This window comes from Collinsella sp. TM10-22, assembly GCF_003466125.1.
Taxonomy (GTDB): domain Bacteria; phylum Actinomycetota; class Coriobacteriia; order Coriobacteriales; family Coriobacteriaceae; genus Collinsella.
In genome coordinates, this window is sequence record NZ_QSOC01000005.1 from 198,084 (window position 1) to 219,707 (window position 21,624).

Sequence of the window (21,624 nt, forward strand, 5' to 3'; positions counted from 1 at the left end):
AAGAGGAAGCTCGTTAATTCCGAAAATTATGTATAATTCCAATATAAACTGGAATCAAACGAAAACGATGGAAATGAACGAAGCGCTAATCTACTTACAAGAAGCACTAGGCCTCTCCGCCAAGACCAAAAATTGGCCTGGATCCGCGCACTTGCCGCTGCATCTGCGGGCGATTGAGGTCCGCGCTGTTGACGCAAACGGTTTTTCGTTTTTGCTTGTAAGTTTGCCTACTGGCGTCGGGCTTCCCGAGGCTAAGAGGGTCTATAGTCAGCTAGCCTTGCGCGCGGAGACTCCTGTTGTCGTTTCATTTCCTGATGCCGATGCACGTCAGCGCAAAGCATTGGTCGCACAAGGGATTCCCTTTGTCTGCCCGGGTAGACAGGCTTTTCTTCCATTTATGGGTACAGCCTGCACGGAGAGGGGCGGTGCCCGGTTTCGCAATCACGCGACCAAGATGTCACCCAACGCACAGGCTGCCGCAATCTGGGGAGCAGCCCAGGAGCCATATCGTCCCTATGACCTTTGTCGTGCGCTTGGAATCTCGGCAAGCCGCGCGAGTGAGGCCATAACCGAGCTTGTCGACAGGGGACTCGCGAGGCGCGAGCGTCGCGAGCGACGTGTCGTCGTGTTCCCTGTTGCCGTCGATCTTCTGCTCAGTGAGCACATGGCAGAGCTCTCCTCGCCTGTCTCGAAGGTCTTTTTTGCAAGGAAGACGCCGCAGATCGACTATCTTGTTGACGCCGGGGAGACGGCTCTCGCTGCGCGTTCCATGCTCGCTGTGCCGGGCATGGAACAAAAGGCCGTCTTAAGAAGTACATGGCGTCAACTGAGCGACCTCGAAGTCGCAGACGGGGAGTTGCCGGATAACGAGACGGCGATGATCCAAGTGTGGCGCTATGCACCCGTGTTTGCCGAATCCTCCCGGGTCGATGAAATTTCGCTTGCGCTATCTTTGGCGGCAATCGACGATGAGCGAATTCAGCTCGAAGTCGATCGCATGTTTGGAAAGGAATATCCATGGCAAGAAGCGCTGTAGAAGGTCTCCAAGAATTCGAACCGTAGGCGGCGTTTCGGTCCTAGCTGCGTTGCCCGCGGCAGAAGTTCGCTAATCGGCTATTATTTGTTTAGACAACTTGAGTTGTAGAGGAGTGACCGGCGATGGTGCAGGGCGCCAAACATATGAAGAGCAATAACGCCGCGGCCAACGGTGGCTCAAGCCCTCAGCCCAAACCTCAACCAAAGTCCAAACGCCGTCGCAAGCGACTGCCGCGCTGGGCCGATCGGCTCATCACCATCGTCATCATCCTTATTGGCGTGGGTCTTATGACCTGGCCGTGGATCTTGGACCGGCTCGAGGCCTCGGGCGTGTTCAACCAGATCAGCACCGTGTCCAGCACCGTGGACGCGCTGTCTGCCGAAGAGCGCGAGCGCATTCTGCTCCAGGCGCGCTCCTTTAACGAGCAGCTGGCGGGCGAGGCCACCGAGCTTCCCACCGACCAGATCGAGCCCTACGCTCAGCAGCTCATCTTTGACCGCGACCCCATGATGAGCTGGGTCGAGATCCCCTCCATCGACGTGAGCATGCCCATCTACCACGGCACGAGCGAGGAAGTCCTCATGGCGGGCGTCGGCCACCTGGAGGGCACGAGCCTGCCGGTTGGCGGCACCTCGACGCATTGCGTGCTCACCGCGCACTCGGGCATGCGCAACCTGAGCATGTTCGACGACATTCACTCGCTGGAGCCCGGCGACCTGGTGCTGCTGCACACCATGAACAAGACGCTCGCCTACAAGATGGTGGACTCCGAGGTGGTGCTGCCCGAGGAGATGGAGTCGCTGACCATCGAGCCCGGCGCCGACAAGGTGACGCTCGTCACCTGCACGCCCTACGGCGTGAACGACCATCGCCTGCTGGTGCATTGCGTGCGCACCAAGTACAACAAGAAGGACGTCGACAAGCAAAAGTCGCTGGCCGGCCGCCACTGGGGCAAGCGCGAGTTTGCCGTGCTTATTGTAGTCGTGGCCATTGTGCTGTTGCTGCTGGACATCGTGATCCACGCGGTCCGCAAGCGCCGCAAGGCCAAGGCCTCGGCATAAGACATTCTTCAGAACCACCACAAAGAGAACCACCACAAAGGGGACAGGCACCTTTGTGGTGGTCGGGACTTCTAAACCATCACAACATTCGATGAAAATCGCGATTTTGACGAAAAGCGTCGAATGTTGTGATGGTTTTCGTTGTGGGCGGGACGGTATTCACTATGGACGGTGCGGTTTCGTTGCAGAACCGCCGGCCCGCAGCCTGCCAACCGCCGCCCTCGTTACGTTTTCGCTGCATTTGGGTAAAGCGTCTGCTCCAAGCCGGCGTTGCCTTGTATACTAGAGCGGTTTATCTGTTATGCGGAAGGGAGCGCCTATGGCACTCAGCGAGAAAGACGTGCGCGGCATCGCCGAGTACGCAAAGATCGCACTGACCGATGACGAGCTCACCCAGATGACGTCCTACATGAACGACGCCGTCCAGATGCTCGAGCCCGTCTTGCAATATGACTTGCCCGACGTGGAGCCCACGTTCCATCCTATCGGAAGCCTGTCCAACGTGATGGGCGATGACCTGCGCGAGCCCGAGCGCGACCTGCCGCTCGACGTTGCGCTCGAAAACGCTGGCAGCGCGCGCGACCGCTACTTCCGTGTGCCGTCCATTTTGGGAGAGGGGGAGAGCGAGTAATGGCGCAGAGCTTCGATTCCCTTACCGCCGCCCAGATCGCCGCGGGCGTTGCCGCCGGTGACTTTACCGCTACCGAGGTGGCCCAGGCCTCTCTTGCCGCCATCGAGGCGCGCGAGGGCGGGGTCCAGGCATTCCTGCAGGTGTCGCCCGAGCTCGCGCTCGAGGCCGCTGCGCGCGTGGATGCCGACCGTGCCGCAGGCAAGCCGCTGCCCCCGCTCGCGGGCGTGCCGCTGGCCATTAAGGACAACATGAACCTCGTGGGCACGCGCACCACCTGCGCTTCCCGCATGCTCGAGAACTACAAGAGCGTCTACACCGCCACCTGCGTCCAGCGCATGCTCGACGCCGGCTGCCTGCCCATGGGCAAGGCTAACATGGACGAGTTTGCCTTTGGTAGCTCTACCGAGAGCTCGGCGTTCCACCGCACCAACAACCCCTGGGATACCGAGCGCGTGCCTGGCGGCTCCTCGGGCGGCTCCGCTGCCGCCGTCGCCGCGGGCGAGGTCGCTCTCTCGCTGGGTTCGGACACCGGCGGCTCCATTCGCCAGCCGGCGTCGCTCTGCGGCGTGGTGGGCTTTAAGCCCACGTATGGCGCCGTGAGCCGTTACGGCGTGGTTGCCTTTGGCTCGTCGCTCGACCAGGTGGGACCCTTTGGCCGCACGGTCGAGGATGTCGCGCTGGCCATGAATGCGCTTACCGGTGCGGGTCACGATCCGTACGACTGCACCAGCCAGGATTGTACCGTCGACTTTACCGAGCATCTCAACGACAGCATCGAGGGCAAGCGCGTGGGTATCATCCCCGCGTTTATGGAGGCCGAGGGCCTGACGCCCGAGGTCAAGGCCGCTGTTGAGCGTGCCGCCCAGGAGTTGCAGAACCAGGGCGCCGAGCTCGTGGAGGTCGACCTGCCGCACCTGGACGCTGCCATCGCCGCCTACTACGTCATCGGCCCGGCCGAGGCGTTCTCAAACCTGGCCCGTTTTGACGGCATTCGCTATGGCTACCAGGAGGAAGGCTGCGCCAACCTGTCCGACCAGAGCTCGCTCAGCCGCGCCCACGGCTTTGGTGCCGAGGCCAAGCGCCGCCAGATGCTCGGCGCCTACCTGCTCTCCTCGGGCGTGTACGACAAGTACTACTATGCCGCACAAAAGGCTCGCACGCTCATCACGCAGGACTACGACGCCGCGTATGCCAAGGTGGACACCATCCTTATGCCCGCCTCGCCGCGCACGGCCTTTAAGTTTGGCGAGATCAGCGACCCCACGCAGATGTACCTCTCCGACCTGTACACCATCTCGCTCAACATTTGCGGCAACGGCGGTATCTCGGTGCCGCTGGGCCTGGGCGAGGATACTCAGCTGCCCGTTTCTGCCCAGCTGGTGGGTCCGGCGTTTAAGGACCGTCAGCTGCTCACGTTTGCCCGCGCCCTGGAGCGCGGCTTTGCCGATGCCGCCACGGGTGCGCCCGCGCTTTCCGTCGCGCCCGATTTTGCCGGGAAGGGAGGCGAGCTGTAATGAAGGAGCTTTCCGAGGTCCTGCAGGATTGGGAGGCCGTGATCGGCCTGGAGATCCATACCGAGCTCACCGCACTCGATACCAAGATGTTCTGCAACTGCAAGCTCAGCCACGATGACGAGCCCAACGCCAACGTGTGCCCGGTGTGCCTGGGCCTGCCCGGCGCCCTGCCGGTGCCCAACAAGCGCGCCATCGAGAGCATCGTCAAGGCCGGTCTCGCCACCAACTGCGAGATCCAGCGCCACTCGATGTTCTACCGCAAGCACTACTTCTATCCCGACATGGCCAAGAACTTCCAGACCACGCAGGGCCCGGTCGCCTTTGCCATGTACGGTCATCTGGATCTGGACGTGACCGGTCGCGGTGCCGCCGAGCGCCCCGACTGCGCGTTTGGCGAGGCCGAGGCCCAGAGCCTGGCGAGCGCCTCGGCCAATGCCGAGGGCTTGTCTACGTCCATGTCCTCCACGATGCGCGAGGGCAATCAGCGCGCCGGCCATCTGGCGAGCTACGATGCCTCCAACCTGCAGATGCCCGAGCGTCGCGAGGACGGTTCCTACACGGTGCCCATCCGCATCCTGCGCATCCACATGGAGGAGGACGCCGCCAAGATGGTGCACGTGGGCGGCGCCGAGGGCCGCATCACCGCCGCGGCCGAGTCGCTCGTCGACTACAACCGCTGCGGCACGCCTTTGATTGAGCTCGTGACCGAGCCCGATCTGCGCACGCCCGAGGAGGCGCGCCTGTTTATGGAAAAGCTCCGTCGCATCTTTGTGACGCTGGGTATTTCCGACTGCTCCATGGAGAAGGGCTCCATGCGCTGCGACGGCAACGTGAGCCTGCGTCGCCGCGGCGAGACCAAGCTGGGCACCAAGACCGAGCTCAAGAACCTCAACTCGTTTAAGAGCCTGCACGACGGCCTTGCCTACGAGATCTGCCGTCAGGCCGAGGTGCTCGAGGAGGGCGGCATCATCTACCAGGAGACCCGCCACTGGGAGCCCAGCCGCAAGCGCACCGTGGTCATGCGCGTCAAGGAGACGGCCGACGACTATCGTCTGTTCCCCGACCCCGACTTGGCGCCGTTCGATCTGGATGACGAGTTCATCGATCGCTGCCGTGGCGAGATTCCCGAGCTGCCCGATGCCAAGCGCGCCCGTTTTGAGGCCGACTTTGGCATTAAGGCGGCCGACGCCGAGCAGATTGCCGGCGACCCGGAGTTTGCCGACTTCTTTGAGGCCGCCGCTGCCGGTATGGCCGGCAAGGAGGCCCAGACGGTCGCAAACCTGCTGGTCAACGAGATGATCGCCTATCTTAAGAGCGTGGGCGTCTCGCTGGCCGAGTCCGGCATCGCGCCGGCCCAGGTGGCAGCGCTTGCCAAGCTACTGGCGACCGATGCCATCAGTTCCAACCAGGCGCACGAGGTCTTTGAGGCCATGGCCCAAACTGGCGACGACCCCAACAAGATCGTCGACGAGCGCGGTATGCGTCAGGTGAGCGATGCCGGCGCGCTGCAGCCGATCGTGGACGAGGTGCTGGCAAACTGCGCCGATCAGGCGCAGCAGTATCGTGACGGCAACCAGAAGGTCATCGGCTTTTTGGTGGGCCAGTGCATGAAGGCGAGCCGCGGCAAGGGCAACCCGAAACTCTTCAACGAGTTGCTGAGAAAGGCGCTCGCGTAGCACACGGGCAGGGAAGGCCATCGGGCGGGCGGGGCCCGGGCCTTTACTCTCAACTTCGGACAGTCCTGCGCAAGACGGAGGCGCCACTGGCGCCTCCTTTGCGTGCGGAACTCGTTGCGAGCAAAGGCCCGGGCCCCGCCCGCCCGATGGCCTTCCCCGCCCTGACGACTCGGCCTTTCGGGTCAGGTGGCTGAATGGAATAGAGTGAATGGGCGTGCCGTCGGCACGCCCATTGTTTTGAAGGGAAATCATTTTGAGGAAGCACCCGCCCTGCCGGGGCTCCCGGGTTCCGTGACGACTCGGCCGTTCGGGTCAGGTGGGCTGAATGGAATTTGGACTCCAAGATTTCCAAAAAGTTAACCTATGTTGACCTTAATAGTTAGATGAACTAAACTATTTTCTAAAAGTGTGCTCAAGCAAACTTGTTTACTCGGGTGCTGAGGCACCGTGCCGCGTCCAATGCGGCAAAAGGGAGAAGCAACATGAAGAAGTCGACGTTCAATACCCTGCTTGTCGGTGGCGGTTTTCTGCTCGGCACGGACGGCATCAAGCTGCTCACCAGCGCTCCGGTCAAGAACGCCTGCGTGCAGGGTATCGCGTGCGGCATGCGCATCAAGAACGCCTACCAGGACATGATCGAGCAGGCCAAGGCTAATGTCGACGACATGGTTGCCGAGGCGGCCTAAATCACCCAGAGCGAGGCCGCTGCTGACGAGGCAGCCGAGTAACGCTCCCAGGCACAAACTATGAGATTCTCGATTATGAGCGAGATCCCCGGCAGGACCCGTCTTCAATTGGCGGGTCCTGTGCCAGAGAGTGATCTCGATGCACTTCTTAAGCTTAGCGGCGATATCGACGGCGTGCACAAGGTGCGCGTTTATGGCCGCATCGGCCAGATGGCACTCGAATACGATGAGCCGCACCGCGATGCCGTGCTGGCCGCCGTCGGTGCGCTCGATGCCCAGGCCATTGCCGACGCAAAGACGGGTTACGTGATGCAGCTTGAGCCACGCAAGCACAAGCTCGTCATGGATTTTGCCACACTTTTCGGCGCCCACTACGCGCGCCGCTGGTTCTTGCCGACGCCTCTGCGTGCGGTGTTTGTCGTGGCCGGTTACATCGCATTTTTGCGCGCTGCCCTTCATGAGCTGGTGCAGCCGCGCCTGGCTTGCGTGCTGACGACCGACGGCTGGAGCGAGGATGAGGTCCTGCGCCTTTCTGCCTGCCTGGAGGAGCATTTCCCGCATCCGGTGGCGCGCGCAGTCATCAACGCTGCTCGCGAGCGTGGGCTCGAACACCGCGAGCGCCATGCCGCCGTCGAGTACATCGTGGCGCACGGCATCGCTTCGTCCATCGAAGGGCGTCGCGCCATCATCGGTTCCGTGCACTTTGTGTTTGAGGACGAGAGTGCGCAGCTCGATTCCGACAATAAGGAGCAAATCGAGTCCCAGATGCAGGGCCTGTCGCCGCTGTATCTGGCGGTCGACGGCAAGGTTGTCGGCGTGCTCGGCATCGAGGATCCGCTCAAGCCCGGGGCCCGTGAGGCCATCGCCGACCTGCATGCGCTGGGCGTCAAACATGTCGTTATGCTTACGGGCGACTCCGAGCGCACGGCCGAGCGCATTGCGCGCGAGGCGGGTGTCGACGAGTTTAAGGCCGAGCTGCTGCCCGAGGACAAGTACGCCTATGTGGAGCGGATTAAGCGCGAGGGGCGCCACGTTGCCATGGTGGGCGACGGCGTCAACGACTCACCGGCGCTGGGCCTGGCCGATGTGGGTCTGGCCATGGGCGGTGGAAGCGACATTGCCAAGGAGGTCGCCGACATCATCCTGGCCGACACGGATCTCGCCGCACTCGTGCGCCTGCGCCGCATGAGCCAGGGCCTCATTGATCATCTGACGAGTTCCTATTCTAAGGTGATGCTCACCAACTCGGCGCTGTTGGCATTGGGTATTATCGGCATGATCACTCCGCAGACGTCGTCACTGCTGCACAACGGCTCAACGATCGCCTACAGCCTGGGCAACGCAAAGGCGTACCTGCGTTAGCGTTTTCGATTGAGTATATGGCCTGCACCCTGGCGGCTGCGATGCCGCCAGGGTGCAGGCCTTCTTTTGTTTGACGAGATGTTAGCTCAAATATATGATCGTGCTAGCACTGCTAGTAAATGCTGAAGGTGAGGTTGAGATGGCTACCGTTGGCAGCATGGCGCAGGTGAATGTTCGCGTAGATCGCTCGGTTAAAGAGCGCGCCGAGGAAGCGCTGCAGCTTTCGGGCAGGTCACTGCCTGAGCTCATCAAAAAGGTGGTGGCCAAGGTCGCGCAGGGTGGCGGGCAGTGCGAGGAAGTGCTTGCGGCCGTCGACGACCGGCGGCAGACCATCGCGCCCGATACTCCGTTCGCCGCATCATGGGCGGCGGCGGATCAGCTTTACGCGGACCTGGGCATCGCTACGTCGCACGTATCCGACGATCGCGATTGGGACACAATCTATTCGGAAGCCATGGACGAGCGCTATCGCCAAAAGGGGATGATCCTGTGAGCGGGGCTCCCCTCAAAATAATGGTGGATGCCAACGTATGGGTTGATTCGTTTTGCGTCGACCATGCCGAGTCGCTTGCCGCGCGTGCGTTTATTGGGCGGGCGACGGAGACGGGGGCGTTGCTGTTCTTTCCGGTGCATATCGCTAAGGACGTGCTGTACGTTGTCCAACACGAGCTGAAGCGTAGCGTTCTTGCCAGCGGGGGAGCGCTCGACGAGGCTTCTGCCCGCGCGATTGGCGATGCGGCGCTGGCGTTTGTTCGAAATATGACCGAAAACGCCACGGCCGTGGGTGCAGATGCGTCGGATCTTTGGCTGGCCGACAAATATCTGACGCTCCATCGCGATTACGAGGACAACTTGGTGCTCGCCGCATGCAAGCGCGCGCAGGTTGATTACTTGGTAACTAACGATCGCAAACTGCTCGAACATGCCGATCTTGCAGCAAAGACACCTCGTCAAATGATGCCGATTCTTGCTTTGGCCAAACGCGACGGCGCGGCTATCGGTTGACGCGAACTGCTTGCGGGCTTCTTGGACGACGATGAGCCAAGGGGCCCACGTCTGCTATTTACAAAAGCTCGGCCTTAATGGCGGGACTTTCTGCGAGCTGCTCGGCCGCCTTTTCGTCGGAGCTGTCGAGTACTGCCAGACTGCGATAGACCCACTCGTTGACCTGGGTGTTCTTGACGCCTGCGGTTTGCATGAGGGCGCCTACCTCGCGGATTGCTGCGAGCAGATCAGCCTTGGGACCCGCGAGCTCGACTTCGATGCCGTGGTAGGCGGCCACGCCGCGGTTCTCACTCACGTGGTCGATAAAGTCCTCGACGGTCTCAAGCTGCTGGGCGAGAGCTGCATCATCGTCAGCGTCCAGCGCGACGAATGCGTTCGATACCGTGAGGGCGGGATGTCCGCAGGGGACAAAGCCCTCAATGACATCCATGGCTTCGGTAATGGTTGAGCCCAGGCCCACGAGGGCATTGACGAGTTGCTGCTTGGTATCCATAACGGTCCTTTCGACGGGTCAATTGTGCTTGGCGAAAATATACGTGACGCGATCGGTAGCAAAAGTGCGAAGTACAGCGCACATTGGGGTCTTCACAGCTCGTGGATAGAACATCTGTCTGCCTTTAGAACGTGGTAAGATAGCACTCCACAAGCGGGGCTCGCCCCGTATGTTCCTTGAAAAGTCGACGGCTGTTGGGTACTCGTGCCCAATGCCATCCAGACTTTCCCGACATTCGGGGGCGACTGGTTTCGACACGATAGCTCTGAGAGAGGAAGCAAGCCGAGGTCTCCTCGCCTCGTTAAACAGGGGTACCGTCAAATTGAATTGACAACAACTCTTCTTTTGAGCCTATGGCTCTCGCTGCCTAATTTATAGCGGCGCGTCAACCCGGTGATTTCCCCGACACCGGCGCGACGTCATTTTAGGGGAATGCTCCTGCGCACGTAATCGGTATGGCGCAGGCTAAGACCGAACCGGTTAGGACGCCGCGAGCGTGTCGCTGCGCGCAAAGCGTCCGAGACAAAACCAGCGACTGAGCTTGGAGATGCCAATCAGGGGGCTTTCGTGGACCGGAGTTCGATTCTCCGCGCCTCCACCACAAGTAATAGGCAGGTAGATATTCGTATCTACCTGCCTTTTTATTTCCAGCCCGTACCGCGGAGAATCGAACTCTATGCAGGGCGCGGGCGTAAAGAAAACGCGTGAGCGTTTTTAGCCCGCGGGCGAGGACGCCGGCAGGCGGCCGAAGCCGGTGCGGATTTGCGAAGCAAATACGCGGATTCTCCGCGCAATGCCTCGACTAGATATAGACGCGATGCCGATCGCGCTGCAGCCTGCCGTGCCCCGCAGCAACGCAGAGTGAGACGTGCTTTCCGCCAGCCGCCCCGCCCTCCTCAACTCCAAAACCTACACGCCCTCCATCCCAAAACTGGGTAGAAGAAGGCCAAAACGAAACAGCAGGAGGTCAACATGACTGCAGAAGATAAAGCAAAGAACGCCGGCAGGGTCGCGCTCGTCCTGGAGGGCGGTAGTTTTCGCGGGCAGTTTACCGCGGGCGTTCTCGACGTTCTCATGGAGGCCGGCGTCGAGATTCCGGCGGTATATGGCGTATCGGCCGGCGCCCTCAACGGCGTGAACTACAAGTCGCACCAGATCGGCCGTGCTAACCGTATCAACCTGGCTTTCTGCAACGACAACCGCTTCATGGGCGCCGCATCGTTTGCGTCCACGGGCTCCATCGTCGGCTACGACTTTATCTTCAACGATGTCCAGGACCGCCTGGATCCCTTTGACAGCGAGACGTTCGACGCGAGCCCCATCGAGATGTACGCCGTCGCGACGGACATGCTCTTTGGAACCGCCGCGTACCTGTCGGTCAAAAGTGCCGTGCTCGACCTCGACGCCGTGCGCGCATCGACGTCGCTGCCGCTGGTGACGCCACCGGTCGAGATTGACGGGCACAAATACGTCGACGGTGGCGTAGCCGATTCGGTCCCCATCGAGCACGTGCTGGAGGAGGCAGGCTTCGATCGCGCGGTCGTCATTGTCACGCAGGACCGCTCGTACGAGAAAAAGCCCTACGAGTTTATGCCCGCCGCACGAGCCCGCTATGCCGACTACCCCTATCTGCTTGAGGCTATCGAGACGCGCCACGACCGCTATAACATCCAGCGCATGCATCTGTGGAAGTATGAGCGTGAGGGCCGTGCGCTGGTCGTTGCTCCGCAAAAGCCGGTCGAGGTCGGCCATGTTGAGCACGATCCGGCAAAGCTCCTCGACCTGTATATTCAGGGCCGCCAGGAGGCAAAGCGCCTGCTGGGAGATATCGAGGCGTTTGTCGAGCGCTAGTGTCGCGACGTCATGACCCATGGACGACATGTGCAGAAACTCTGGTCGGAGTCAAAATACCTGTTGACTCGTACGGCGAGCGGGGTAATATGGACGGGTTACTTGCAGAGCCCCGTGAATCTCTGTAACAACACGTACTGTACATGGAGGAGTCTAAGTGATTTCGAAATCGACTCACTACGCCAAGCAGGGCGAGGTCCAGCGCAACTGGGTTCTCGTCGACGCCGATGGTGCTGTCCTGGGCCGTCTTGCCACCCAGATCGCAATGATCCTGCGCGGTAAGAACAAGCCTCAGTTCACGCCCAACAGCGACTGCGGCGACTTCGTTGTCGTCATCAACGCCGATAAGGTCCAGCTTACCGGTAACAAGGCCGACACGAAGACCTATTATCGCCACAGCGGCTACAACGGCGGCCTTAAGGCTGAGAGCTTCCGCCAGGCTATGGAGAAGCACCCGGAGAAGGTCATCGAGCGCGCTGTTCGCGGCATGCTGCCCAAGACCACCCTCGGCCGTGCCCAGATGACCAAGCTTAAGGTCTACGCTGGTGCCGAGCATCCGCACGCTGCCCAGAACCCCACGAAGATTGAGCTGGAGGCTTAAAGATGGCTGAGAACACCGTTGTCTACCAGGGTACCGGCCGTCGTAAGAACGCCGTCGCCCGCGTCCGTCTCGTCCCCGGCACCGGCAGGGTGACCATCAACAAGCGTGACGCCGAGCAGTATTTCGGCCGTCATCAGCTCGTTGAGAACGCCCTTGCTCCCTTCAAGGTGACCGACACCGCCGGTCAGTTCGACGTTATCGCTCTGTGCGATGGCGGCGGCATCTCCGGTCAGTCTGGCGCTCTGCGCCTGGGCATTGCTCGCGCTCTTCTGAACGCTGGCGACTACCGTGCTGATCTCAAGAAGGCCGGTTTCCTTACGCGCGATGCTCGCGTGGTCGAGCGCAAGAAGTACGGCCTCAAGAAGGCCCGCCGCGCTCCCCAGTTCTCCAAGCGCTAAGGTTTTATCTCCTTTCGAGATACAATGTACAAGCGGGGCCTGCCGATTCCTCGGCGGGTCCCGCTTTTCTTTTTCGACTAGGGTGGGCGGTTGCATATCGCCTGCTAGGGAAGGAGCGATCCTATGCCCCAGAACATCTTCGGTACCGACGGCGTCCGTGGCGTCGCCAATGCCGGCCTCTCGTGCGACCTCGCGTTTCGCCTGGGCCGCGCGGCGACCAAGTTCCTTGGTCCGGATATCTGTGTCGGCCGCGACACGCGTCTTTCGGGCACCATGCTCGAGAGCGCTCTGACCGCCGGCATCATGGCCGAGGGCGGCCGTCCGCACTGCTGCGGCGTCATCCCCACGCCGGCCGTGGCCCTGCTCACCGTTCAGAACGAGCTCGACGGCGGCATCGTCATCTCTGCTTCGCATAATCCGCCGGAGTTCAACGGCATCAAGTTTTTTAGCCGCAAGGGCATGAAGCTTCCCGATGCTGTCGAGGAAGAGATCAGCGCCTGGGTCATGTCCGAAGAAGCCATGGCTGCCGACACGCTGCCGACCGGTGCCGGCGTGGGCCACATCATTAAGATGAAGGATGCCCGCAAGGCATACGTCGACCACGCCATCGATACGCTTGATGGCCTGAAGCTCGACGGCCTGGTCGTTGCCGTCGACTGCGGTCACGGTGCTTCCTGCCAGACTACGCCCGCCGCTCTGCAGCGCTTGGGTGCCACGGTCCATGCCATCAACACCGATTACTGCGGCACTGACATTAACGTTGAGTGCGGCTCCACTCACCTCGAGCCCCTGCGCGAGCTCGTACTGCGCACCCATGCTGACATCGGTCTGGCCCACGACGGCGACGCCGACCGCGTACTGTTCGTGGACAGCGTGGGCAATGAGATTGACGGTGACTACATCCTGGCTATCTGCGGTTCTGACCTCGCCGCTCGCGGCAAGCTCGCCAACTCCGAGATCGTCTCGACCGTCATGTGCAACCTTGGCTTCTCCATCGCTATGAAGGAGCAAGGCTTCGAGATGGTTCAGACTGCCGTGGGCGACCGCTACGTTCTGGAGCGCATGCTCGCGGACGGCGCCGTCATCGGCGGCGAACAGTCCGGCCACATCATCTTCCTGGAGCACAACACCACCGGTGACGGCCTGGTGACGGCTCTGCAGCTGCTGGCCGTGCTCAAGCGCACCGGTCGTACCCTCACCGATCTTGCCGGTATCATGAAGAAGTACCCGCAGGTACTCGTTAACGTGCATTCCGACAACAAGGCTGGTCTGGACGATTGCCAGCCCATCTGGGATGCCGTCGCTGCTGCCGAGAAGGAGCTTGACGGCCGCGGCCGCATTCTGGTACGTCCGAGTGGTACCGAGCCACTGGTCCGCGTGATGGCCGAGGCCGAGACGCACGAGTTGACCCAGCGCGTTGTCGACGACATCGTCGAGGTTGTCAAGCGCGAACTTCCCTAATGGTCAAAAACGGGTGCCAAGTGGTAAACTGTTAAGGTTATTTGATTGATTGGTATGTCCGAGGGGGAGCATGTTCACTAAAGTCATAAGGTCTTTTGGTATGCGTGGTCGAGTCCTTACGCTGGATGCTCCCATCTCGGGCGACGTCATTCCGCTCTCCGAGGTAAACGACCAGACGTTTGCCACCGGCCTTTTGGGCCAGGGCGTGGCGATTCAGCCCACCGGAACGCGTGTGATTGCACCGGCTGATGCCAAGGTCGAGGCCATTTTTCCCACGGGGCACGCCGTTGCGCTTAACACGGTCGATGGCCTGGACGTGCTCATCCACGTTGGTTTGGACACTGTTCAGCTCGAGGGCAAGCACTTTACCGTACATGCGCAAGTGGGTGACATCGTCCATAAGGGCGATGTGCTCATTGAGTTTGATCGCGAGGCAATTGCTGCCGAGGGCTACGATGTGACGGTTCCCATCTTGGTGTGCAACTCCGTTGAGTTCTCGAGCATCAAGGGCTCCGTTGGCGTGCATGTCGAAGAGATGGACCAGCTCATCGTTGCTCGCGAGCGCTAGCAAGTGCACGTGGCCATTAGCCTACAATTCAAACACGTTTACGGAGGGCGCCCTTGAAAGAGGGCGCCCTCCGTGGCAAGATGGGATTTGTCCGAAGCTAAAAGGCTTCGGGTCACCGTGGACGGGCAGGGGCCTCGACGCGGCTAGACACGAGACACATACATTACGCGACCTCGCCCTGGTGGCCGCACACGTTGGTTGCGGCCGACGCGGGCCGCGGGCAAGTGCTTGTAAGGGGAGCCTTGCCTCTCTTGTACGAGAAAGGATGCGTAATGAAGATCATTAAAGCTAAAGACTACGAGGATATGAGCCGCAAGGCCGCCAATATTATCTCGGCGCAGGTTATCCTCAAGCCCGACTGTGTGCTGGGCCTTGCCACCGGCTCTACCCCGATCGGTGCCTACAAGCAGCTCGCTGCTTGGTACAAGAAGGGCGACGTCGACTTTGCCGAGGTCAGCACCTACAACCTGGACGAGTATCGCGGCCTTTCGCACGACGATCCCCAGAGCTATCACTACTTTATGCGTAAGAACTTCTTCGATCACATCAACATCGACCTGAACAACACGCATGTGCCTGATGGTTCCAACCCCGATGCCGCCGCTGCCTGCTCTGAGTACGACAAGGTCGTCGCTGCCGCCGGTTATCCCGATCTGCAGCTGCTCGGCATTGGTAACAACGGTCATATCGGCTTCAATGAGCCCGATGACCACTTCTCCAAGGGCACGCACTGCGTCGATCTCACCGAGAGCACCATTCAGGCCAACAGCCGTCTGTTCGACAGCATCGACGATGTCCCTCGTCAGGCCTACACCATGGGTACCCAGACCATCATGTATGCCCGCATGATCCTGGTCGTCGCCAACGGCGAGGCCAAGGCTCAGGCCGTGCATGACATGTGCTATGGCCCGGTTACGCCCGAGTGCCCGGCTTCGATCCTACAGCTGCACACCAACTGCGTTGTCGTTGCCGACGAGGCCGCCCTTTCGCTCTGCGAGTAGCGCGAATCCTGCACCTCGACATAGCCTTGCCTAAGGCCTCCGCATTGCGGGGGCCTTTTTGCTATCCCTTTCCGCCCACTTGACCAAGATCTTGCCGCAAGCTTGACGAATGCTGGATGCCCAACAGCTTGATTCATCCCATACCATATTCTATGCAAAAATGCCACTAAAAGGTCGTAGACGGTAGCGGGTGCTAGGCGAGTTGAATGACATGGCTGAACCTTGTTCATTTGCGTTACACTGCCGCTTAGATGGGACATGCTGACAAGCTCATTTACCTGCTTAAAGACCGATTAGTCGGGGGATTAATAACAATCGGCCCTTGCTGTACAAAAACTTGCCGCTTGCGTACCAAAAGACAACCTAAAGCACAAGGTCGCTCTATTCATAGCGCGGCCTGTATGGTCTTGCGGTTACAGTGTCCATACGGTCGAGTTGAGGAGTGGGCATGGTAAACGATTTGAGCAGTATAGACGACCTCGAGCTGATGCCGCTGGGCGGAGGCTATATGGTGCGCCGCGAACGCTTGATGAATGAGCTTATAGCCAAGGGCCGAAAGGCCGGAATCGTGGTTCTTTATGCGCCCGACGGGTTTGGGAAGACCTCGGTGCTGCTGCAGTACACCCATGAGGTTAAATGCGACCCGACGCGAGGCCCCGTGCGGATTATCGAGGCCGATCGCGCCATTGGGCGCGAGGTGTTTATGCAGCTCGAGGTGGTTACCGAAGAACTCAAAGACAAACCGCACTCCCTTATCGCGATTGATAATGTGCCAAACCTCGATCAGCACGATACCGAAGACCTCATCGACAGGATTCGCGGCCTGCGCGCTATGGGGGTAGGAGTCTTTATCTCCTGCCGTCCTTCAAATCGTCAGCTGATTCACGGGCTGGGCGATTCGGTTAAGATCAATGCGCAGATGCTCAAGGTGCATGCCTATGAGTATTCGGCGTGGGCATCGGCGTTTTCGATCAGCACGTCGCTCGACTTTTATCAGCTCACGCAGGGCGTGCCCGAGCTCGTTTCGGCATTGCAGACGGGTCTTTATGGCCAAGGCGACGTAGCCGGTCTGCTCGAAAACGAGATTGTCAACGTATATGGTGCGGCACTTGCCGATCTGGCTTCGCTCGACAATAATGCGCTGTTTTGCGTGGCATGTCTCATGATTTTGATGGGCGAGGGCAATATCGCAGAACTCGAGGCTTGTGGGGTGAGGCTGTCGATGGTCGACCAGTCCTACTTTGTACGCGACTACCCGATCTTTGGCTTGGACCCCGCCGAGCGGAGTTTTACGTGTCTGGGTACGGAGGATAACGGACGCTTGCGTTTGCGTAAGTTGGTGGCCGAGGTTCGCCCCGAACTTGTTCCGAGGGCGGCCCGGATTTTGCTTAAGGCGGGCCGATGCGATGCGGCGATGGGCCTGGCGGACGCCTTTTTGGACCGTGATGCGGTCCTTGAACTTGCTGGTCAGTATGGGGTCGATCTTGCTCTGACGGGGCACGGGGCCGATATCTGCCGAGCGGCGCTGGGCACGATCGATGTCGACGATCCGGCTCCAGAGCCAACGCCTGCCGAGGCGCTTGGCGTATATCTGGCAGCGGTCAGCGTGTCCAATACAAAGCTCGCTCGCTATATGGCATCGGTTATCGAGCGCGGGGGCGAACGGGCGGCCTGCGAAATAGACCCTGTTTCATGGAGGGTGGCCCAGACACTGACGGCTGTTTGCTATGGGGACAACGGGCTTGGGCTTCCTGCGAACCTGGCCGTGCCAGAAATCGAGACATCCCATACTGCACTCGATATGTTGTCCGCGCATATCGAGGTCAAGCGCTGTCTGACCGAGCGGGGAGATGACGGCGGCGTTCTACAGCGACTCAAAACGAGCAAGGCCTACGACTGTGAGCTCGACATTGCGGGGATTGTTACACGGGCCGATAGCATGCTGGTGGAGCTCTTTGATGGGTCGTTCGCGGGAACCGACGAGCGCGACGACGAGATGACGGTGGTGCGGGAGGCGCTCGACGTGCGTGGGCTTAAGGCGATGGCTATCTGGGTGCGTATGGTGTTGGCGGCACGGCGGCTCCTTTCCGGCTTGCCGGTAACCGACGACGCGGCGTTCAACGAGCTCGATCGTTTTGCCGTGCGCATGCGCGACAACCAGATTCAGCTGTTTGGCCTGTTGCTAGAAGGCTGGCAGTCGCTGGCAGAGGGACGGCCGGTTAATGCAAAGTTCCGTGCGGTCCAAGTGCTCAAACTTGCCGAGGAGTCGATTGCGTACATGCGCGATAACGCATTGCTGCTGGAGCGCGCGGCGTATCTGCGTAACACCTCGATGGTTTCGGTGCGCGAGGAAGCGGAGTTACTCGATATAAGCCAGACGCAGGTTGGTGGAGCGGAGGCCTGGATGGTGGCGTTGCATTTGGCCTGTGCGGGCCGAGACAGCGACCTTGCGGCCTGGATGTCCATGAATCGTGTGGGGATTCTAGAGCCATCGTATCGGCTCTTTGCGCGCCTTGCCATGCATTGTCTGGGCGAGCCGGCGGCCAGGATACGCAAGAAGCTTCCCGTGCGCGAGCTGTCGCGGTACTCGCTGCGCGACGATTTGGAAGGGGAGGGCGAGCGCCTGTTCCAGGCCAGCGAGGTTGAAGCCGTTGATACCATCGACCATATCGAGATTCGCATGTTTGGTGCGTTTCGCGCCGAGCGCGACGGGTTTCCCATCACGGACAAAATGTGGCGCCGCAAGAAGGCGGCGACGCTTGCCGAGCGGCTTGCACTGGGCATGGATGCGCTCGTCGACCGCGAGACGCTGGCAATGGAGCTGTGGCCCCATGCCGAGTTTAATAGCGCCCGTAACAACCTGTACTCGACGATATCGCGCTTGCGGTCGGCTTTGGGACCGACGCCGGATGGCAAGTCGTGTGTACTCATCCAAAATGAATGCATCGGACTCAACGGCGACTACGTCAAGACCGATGTGCGGCTGTTTGACCAGATAAGCCGTGAGGTTTTGGGAAATCGCACGGGTGCGCGCGGGCCCCATTTAGTTGAGCTGTGCCTTAAGATTGAGCAGCTTTATGCCGGACCGCTGTATGTTCCCAATGGCTGTAATCCCACCTACTTTTTGCGTATGCGACGCATTATGCAGTCAAAGTACATCGATTGCATGATTAAGGGAGCAAATGCCGCTCTAGAAGAAAACGATCTGCAGTCGGCGATTTGGCTGGCGGAGTCGGGGCTTCGGCAGGAAACGGCGCGTGAGGATATGGTGCGCTGTGCCATGCGTGTCTACAGCGCGGCGGGGCGGAGGCGCGATATCGTCGAGCTGTACAGCGGGCATATGCACCATCTGAGGGAGCAGGTCAATGGCGTACCCGAGCCCGAGACGCGGCGTCTATATGAGCGCTTGGTGGAGGGTCGGCTCAACCGCGTGCTGGTCGAGCGATAAAAAAACGGGCGCCCGAAGTACTTGGGCGCCCGTAAGCTTGCTATGTGTTGGCTCGCCGGATCATTGGCTCTTAGACGAGCTCGATCTTCTCGATATCCTTGCGCGAGGACTCGCGATACAGCGAGAACTTGCGGCCGATGACCTGGACGACCTCGGCGTGGCAGCGCTCAGCAAGCTCTTCGGCGGCCTCGCGGGCGGAAAGACTGGAGCCGTCCAGCACGGAGCACTTAACGAGCTCGTGCTTCTCCAAGTAGGCGACCGTCTGCTCGACGGTGCCCTCGTTGACATCGGACTTGCCGATGATGATGGCGGGGTTAAGGTGATGGGCCATGCTGCGAAGCTGCTTGACCTGGGCTCCTGTCAGTGCCATGGGTTCTCGCTTTCTATGTATGGGGCGCCCCGCGACGGGGCCTTAATCTACGTGAGCTGTCCCACGATAGCGCAGGAACGGCGCGGTGTGGAGTGCGTTTGCCCAGTTCGCAAAGAATGCGGATGCCAAGTGAGTGGGCGGTGCGGGCTGCGAACAGGCTATGAGCTGGGCGCAGAGACCGGCTCCCATGCAATAAACGCCCAACGAACCTTGCGGACATGATCGAGCATATAGCGCCCCAGCGGCACGCCCTTGGAGCCCGGCTCACCGGCATGGGGGTTCTCAATCATGTGTTGAGCGATGTAGTCGCGCAGGCGGTCGATCTTATCCTCGTTGCCATGCTCGAGCATACGGGAAAAATCCGCCACACCTGCTTCAAGGCTGTCGAAGGTATCGCGACGATGCGATTCTCGAGCCCATAGTACTCAATGCCAGCATCAAGCGTGCCCAACATAGCAGGGGAGAAATCAGCCGCAATCACAGGATGCCCAGCCTGAGCAAGCGGAATAGCAATCGACCCAGCCCCACATCCCATATCCAGCACCGACTCGCGGGGCTCAAGCGCCAATAGCTTTATAAAATCCCGGGCATACGGAGCAGTCTCAAGTGGCCGAAAATGCCGAGCTCGCTTATCCCATTCAAAAGAATCATCAGCCCGCCGCCGACTAGCTTGCAAGCGCACCATTCGCCATTCCAATCCGCGGAAAGCAGCTCAGAATGAATCAAATCATCAGCCACGGGCCATTTCCCCTCACAACAAAAAAGCGACTCCTCCCAAAAGAAGAGCCGCAACCAGCATATATCAGAAAGAACCGATCCAACGCCAAACCGCCGTACCAGCCTAGTGGTGCAGGAGCGAAGCAACTGCAACCGGGATAGAACCCAACTGAGGTCCCGTTGTGCGGGAGCCCCGGGGAGGGCAAATATATAAGGTCGATCGCGAGTTCCGCACGAGCCGGAGAGCACTTAATGTGCTCTCCGTGCGAGTCAGGACTGTTCGAGCAGGCGACCTTATATATTTGCCCTCCCCGGGGCTCCTCGCCCGAACCCCTCAGCTAGTTCTTCAGCGAGTTCAGCGGTGCCGGGAAGCGTCCACCGCGATGGGCAAGCACGGTGCCGGCGTTGGGGTTCACCGGCATGATGGGTGCACGGCCGAACAGGCCGCCGTACTCGACGCAGTCGCCCACGCCCTTGCCAATGGCGGGAATCACGCGGACGGCCGTGGTCTTGTTGTTGATGACGCCGATGGCCATCTCGTCGGCGATGATGCCGGCGATGGTCTCGACCGGGGTGTCGCCGGGGATAGCGATCATGTCCAGGCCGACGGAGCACACGCAGGTCATGGCCTCGAGCTTCTCGAGCGAAAGCGCACCGGCCTCGACGGCGGCGATCATGCCGGCATCCTCGGACACGGGGATGAAAGCGCCGGAGAGACCACCCACGCTGGAGCTGGCCATGACGCCGCCCTTCTTGACGGCATCATTGAGCATGGCGAGGGCGCAGGTCGTGCCCGGGCCACCGCAGGTGCCCACGCCGATGATCTCGAGGATGCGCGCAACGGAGTCGCCGATGGCAGGCGTGGGAGCCAGCGACAGGTCGACAATGCCTTTCTCGACACCCAGACGATGGGCGGCCTCGCGGCTCATGAGCTCGCCGGCGCGGGTGATCTTAAAGGCGGTCTGCTTAATCTTCTCGGCGACCTCCATCATCGATGCGGAATCGGGCAGCGTCTCCAAGGCTGCGGCCATAACGCCGGGGCCCGAGACGCCTACGTTGATGACGGCGTCGGCCTCGCCACCGCCGTGGACGGCGCCCGCCATAAACGGGGAGTCCTCGACCATGTTGGCAAAGCAGACAAACTTGGAGGCGCCAACGGAATCCTGGTCGGCCGTGAGCTTGGCGGCGTCGATGATGGTCTGGGCGGCCATGAGCACGGCATCCATGTTGATACCGGCGCGCAGGCTAGCGACGTTGACGCTGGAGCAGACGCGGCTGGTGGTAGCGAGCGCCTGGGGGATTGACTGGATGACGCGGCGGTCGGCGTCGCCGATGCCCTTCTGGACGAGTGCGGAGAAGCCGCCCAGGTAATCGATGCCGAGCGTCTCTGCCGCGCGGTCGAGGGCATGCGCGATGGGGGTGAGGTCCTCATCCTTGCAGCACGCGGCGATCTGCGCCACCGGGGTGACGGAAACGCGCTTGTTGACGATGGGGATACCGTACTCGCGCTCGAGGTTCTCGGCGGTCTCGACCAGATGTTCAGCCGTGTGCGTCACGTGGTCGTAGATCTTCGTGCACATGCGGTCGAGGTTCTCGTCACCGCAACCCATGAGCGAAACACCCATGGTGATGGTCCTGATGTCGAGGTTCTGCTCCTCAACCATGCCGCGGGTTTCCGCGATTTCTGCGGGCGTGATCGCCATCCTTGCGCTCCTATCTGCCAAAACGAGCATAGTCTTTTCTAT

Annotated in this window: 22 protein-coding genes and 1 other RNA gene; 17 read left to right on the top strand and 6 right to left on the bottom strand. The window is 60.5% G+C overall.

Going from position 1 to position 21,624, the window contains the following annotated elements; genetic code table 11:
- Nucleotides 1-67 precede the first annotated feature (67 nt).
- The 9 genes from DXD94_RS09580 (at nt 68) to DXD94_RS06865 (ending at nt 8,971) form a co-directional block, all read left to right on the top strand.
- Entirely contained in the window at nt 68-1,036 is a 969-nt protein-coding gene (locus tag DXD94_RS09580) for a MarR family transcriptional regulator (protein ID WP_158564804.1), read from the top strand.
- 143 nt (nt 1,037-1,179) lie between these two features.
- Entirely contained in the window at nt 1,180-2,097 is a 918-nt protein-coding gene (locus tag DXD94_RS06835) for a class C sortase (protein WP_158550207.1), read from the top strand.
- Nucleotides 2,098-2,416: 319 nt separating this feature from the next.
- Nucleotides 2,417-2,728 carry an Asp-tRNA(Asn)/Glu-tRNA(Gln) amidotransferase subunit GatC gene (gene gatC / locus DXD94_RS06840; protein WP_055250987.1) on the top strand — a complete coding sequence of 104 codons (312 nt, stop codon included), beginning with the start codon at nt 2,417-2,419 and terminating at the stop codon, nt 2,726-2,728.
- On the top strand, nt 2,728-4,242 hold the full coding sequence (gene gatA / locus DXD94_RS06845; RefSeq protein WP_117763614.1) for an Asp-tRNA(Asn)/Glu-tRNA(Gln) amidotransferase subunit GatA: 1,515 nt from the start codon (nt 2,728-2,730) through the stop codon (nt 4,240-4,242). Before gatC ends, gatA begins: the two co-directional genes overlap by 1 nt.
- A complete protein-coding gene (gene gatB, locus DXD94_RS06850) occupies nt 4,242-5,918 on the top strand; it encodes an Asp-tRNA(Asn)/Glu-tRNA(Gln) amidotransferase subunit GatB (RefSeq protein WP_117763615.1) in 1,677 nt (558 codons plus the stop codon). The genes gatA and gatB overlap by 1 nt, the downstream gene beginning before the upstream one ends.
- 482 nt (nt 5,919-6,400) lie before the next feature.
- Entirely contained in the window at nt 6,401-6,604 is a 204-nt protein-coding gene (locus DXD94_RS06855; RefSeq protein ID WP_117763616.1) for a DUF1490 family protein, read from the top strand.
- Between the two features lie 120 nt (nt 6,605-6,724).
- The gene (locus DXD94_RS06860) at nt 6,725-7,966 is read left to right on the top strand and encodes an HAD-IC family P-type ATPase (protein WP_233540338.1); all 1,242 of its coding nucleotides are present in this window, start codon (nt 6,725-6,727) and stop codon (nt 7,964-7,966) included.
- A gap of 139 nt (nt 7,967-8,105) precedes the next feature.
- The gene (locus DXD94_RS09655) at nt 8,106-8,459 is read left to right on the top strand and encodes a hypothetical protein (protein ID WP_158564805.1); all 354 of its coding nucleotides are present in this window, start codon (nt 8,106-8,108) and stop codon (nt 8,457-8,459) included.
- Nucleotides 8,456-8,971, top strand: coding sequence for a PIN domain-containing protein (locus tag DXD94_RS06865; RefSeq protein WP_158564806.1), 516 nt, complete (start codon nt 8,456-8,458; stop codon nt 8,969-8,971). The genes DXD94_RS09655 and DXD94_RS06865 overlap by 4 nt, the downstream gene beginning before the upstream one ends.
- A 58-nt stretch (nt 8,972-9,029) precedes the next feature.
- Here the strand turns inward: DXD94_RS06865 and DXD94_RS06870 are convergent, their stop codons facing one another.
- The gene (locus tag DXD94_RS06870; protein WP_117763619.1) at nt 9,030-9,464 is read right to left on the bottom strand and encodes a hypothetical protein; all 435 of its coding nucleotides are present in this window, start codon (nt 9,462-9,464) and stop codon (nt 9,030-9,032) included.
- 237 nt (nt 9,465-9,701) lie between these two features.
- Between DXD94_RS06870 and ssrA the strand changes: the two genes are divergently transcribed.
- The 8 genes from ssrA (at nt 9,702) to DXD94_RS06910 (ending at nt 18,792) form a co-directional block, all read left to right on the top strand.
- Nucleotides 9,702-10,065: a transfer-messenger RNA gene (ssrA, locus tag DXD94_RS06875) on the top strand.
- Nucleotides 10,066-10,436: 371 nt separating this feature from the next.
- Entirely contained in the window at nt 10,437-11,315 is an 879-nt protein-coding gene (locus DXD94_RS06880) for a patatin family protein (RefSeq protein WP_117734642.1), read from the top strand.
- A 157-nt stretch (nt 11,316-11,472) separates the two neighbouring features.
- Nucleotides 11,473-11,916 (top strand): 50S ribosomal protein L13, encoded by a 444-nt coding sequence (gene rplM, locus DXD94_RS06885; protein ID WP_022094635.1) that lies wholly within the window; start codon nt 11,473-11,475, stop codon nt 11,914-11,916.
- Between the two features lie 2 nt (nt 11,917-11,918).
- Nucleotides 11,919-12,314, top strand: coding sequence for a 30S ribosomal protein S9 (gene rpsI, locus DXD94_RS06890; RefSeq protein WP_117763620.1), 396 nt, complete (start codon nt 11,919-11,921; stop codon nt 12,312-12,314).
- 123 nt (nt 12,315-12,437) lie between these two features.
- Nucleotides 12,438-13,775 carry a phosphoglucosamine mutase gene (gene glmM, locus DXD94_RS06895; protein ID WP_117763621.1) on the top strand — a complete coding sequence of 446 codons (1,338 nt, stop codon included), beginning with the start codon at nt 12,438-12,440 and terminating at the stop codon, nt 13,773-13,775.
- 100 nt (nt 13,776-13,875) lie between these two features.
- The gene (locus DXD94_RS06900; protein ID WP_306421699.1) at nt 13,876-14,343 is read left to right on the top strand and encodes a PTS glucose transporter subunit IIA; all 468 of its coding nucleotides are present in this window, start codon (nt 13,876-13,878) and stop codon (nt 14,341-14,343) included.
- A gap of 272 nt (nt 14,344-14,615) precedes the next feature.
- Nucleotides 14,616-15,344, top strand: a complete 729-nt coding sequence (nagB, locus tag DXD94_RS06905) for a glucosamine-6-phosphate deaminase (protein ID WP_117734640.1) — start codon at nt 14,616-14,618, stop codon at nt 15,342-15,344.
- Between the two features lie 448 nt (nt 15,345-15,792).
- Nucleotides 15,793-18,792: a BTAD domain-containing putative transcriptional regulator gene (locus DXD94_RS06910; protein ID WP_117763623.1), complete on the top strand. Its 3,000-nt coding sequence runs from the start codon at nt 15,793-15,795 to the stop codon at nt 18,790-18,792.
- 70 nt (nt 18,793-18,862) lie between these two features.
- On the opposite strand, the gene DXD94_RS06915 is transcribed toward DXD94_RS06910, so the two are convergent.
- From DXD94_RS06915 to DXD94_RS06925, 5 genes are all read right to left on the bottom strand, one after another.
- On the bottom strand, nt 18,863-19,162 hold the full coding sequence (locus tag DXD94_RS06915) for a YhbY family RNA-binding protein (RefSeq protein ID WP_117763624.1): 300 nt from the start codon (nt 19,160-19,162) through the stop codon (nt 18,863-18,865).
- Nucleotides 19,163-19,320: 158 nt separating this feature from the next.
- Entirely contained in the window at nt 19,321-19,530 is a 210-nt protein-coding gene (locus DXD94_RS09860) for a hypothetical protein (RefSeq protein ID WP_233505083.1), read from the bottom strand.
- The gene (locus DXD94_RS09865) at nt 19,449-19,697 is read right to left on the bottom strand and encodes a hypothetical protein (protein WP_233505082.1); all 249 of its coding nucleotides are present in this window, start codon (nt 19,695-19,697) and stop codon (nt 19,449-19,451) included. The genes DXD94_RS09860 and DXD94_RS09865 overlap by 82 nt, the downstream gene beginning before the upstream one ends.
- 38 nt (nt 19,698-19,735) lie before the next feature.
- Complete coding sequence (locus tag DXD94_RS09715; RefSeq protein WP_199406600.1) at nt 19,736-19,900, bottom strand: hypothetical protein; 165 nt, start codon at nt 19,898-19,900, stop codon at nt 19,736-19,738.
- 317 nt (nt 19,901-20,217) lie between these two features.
- Nucleotides 20,218-21,582 (bottom strand): PFL family protein, encoded by a 1,365-nt coding sequence (locus DXD94_RS06925; protein WP_035136908.1) that lies wholly within the window; start codon nt 21,580-21,582, stop codon nt 20,218-20,220.
- Nucleotides 21,583-21,624 lie beyond the last annotated feature (42 nt).

Coding starts and splice junctions, on each gene's coding strand:
- DXD94_RS09580 (WP_158564804.1), top strand. CDS start 68: ATGGAAATGAACGAAGCGCTAATCTACTTACAAGAAGCACTAGGCCTC.
- DXD94_RS06835 (WP_158550207.1), top strand. CDS start 1,180: ATGAAGAGCAATAACGCCGCGGCCAACGGTGGCTCAAGCCCTCAGCCC.
- gatC (WP_055250987.1), top strand. CDS start 2,417: ATGGCACTCAGCGAGAAAGACGTGCGCGGCATCGCCGAGTACGCAAAG.
- gatA (WP_117763614.1), top strand. CDS start 2,728: ATGGCGCAGAGCTTCGATTCCCTTACCGCCGCCCAGATCGCCGCGGGC.
- gatB (WP_117763615.1), top strand. CDS start 4,242: ATGAAGGAGCTTTCCGAGGTCCTGCAGGATTGGGAGGCCGTGATCGGC.
- DXD94_RS06855 (WP_117763616.1), top strand. CDS start 6,401: ATGAAGAAGTCGACGTTCAATACCCTGCTTGTCGGTGGCGGTTTTCTG.
- DXD94_RS09655 (WP_158564805.1), top strand. CDS start 8,106: ATGGCTACCGTTGGCAGCATGGCGCAGGTGAATGTTCGCGTAGATCGC.
- DXD94_RS06870 (WP_117763619.1), bottom strand. CDS start 9,464: ATGGATACCAAGCAGCAACTCGTCAATGCCCTCGTGGGCCTGGGCTCA.
- DXD94_RS06880 (WP_117734642.1), top strand. CDS start 10,437: ATGACTGCAGAAGATAAAGCAAAGAACGCCGGCAGGGTCGCGCTCGTC.
- rpsI (WP_117763620.1), top strand. CDS start 11,919: ATGGCTGAGAACACCGTTGTCTACCAGGGTACCGGCCGTCGTAAGAAC.
- glmM (WP_117763621.1), top strand. CDS start 12,438: ATGCCCCAGAACATCTTCGGTACCGACGGCGTCCGTGGCGTCGCCAAT.
- DXD94_RS06900 (WP_306421699.1), top strand. CDS start 13,876: ATGCGTGGTCGAGTCCTTACGCTGGATGCTCCCATCTCGGGCGACGTC.
- nagB (WP_117734640.1), top strand. CDS start 14,616: ATGAAGATCATTAAAGCTAAAGACTACGAGGATATGAGCCGCAAGGCC.
- DXD94_RS06910 (WP_117763623.1), top strand. CDS start 15,793: ATGGTAAACGATTTGAGCAGTATAGACGACCTCGAGCTGATGCCGCTG.
- DXD94_RS06915 (WP_117763624.1), bottom strand. CDS start 19,162: ATGGCACTGACAGGAGCCCAGGTCAAGCAGCTTCGCAGCATGGCCCAT.
- DXD94_RS09865 (WP_233505082.1), bottom strand. CDS start 19,697: ATGGGATGTGGGGCTGGGTCGATTGCTATTCCGCTTGCTCAGGCTGGG.
- DXD94_RS06925 (WP_035136908.1), bottom strand. CDS start 21,582: ATGGCGATCACGCCCGCAGAAATCGCGGAAACCCGCGGCATGGTTGAG.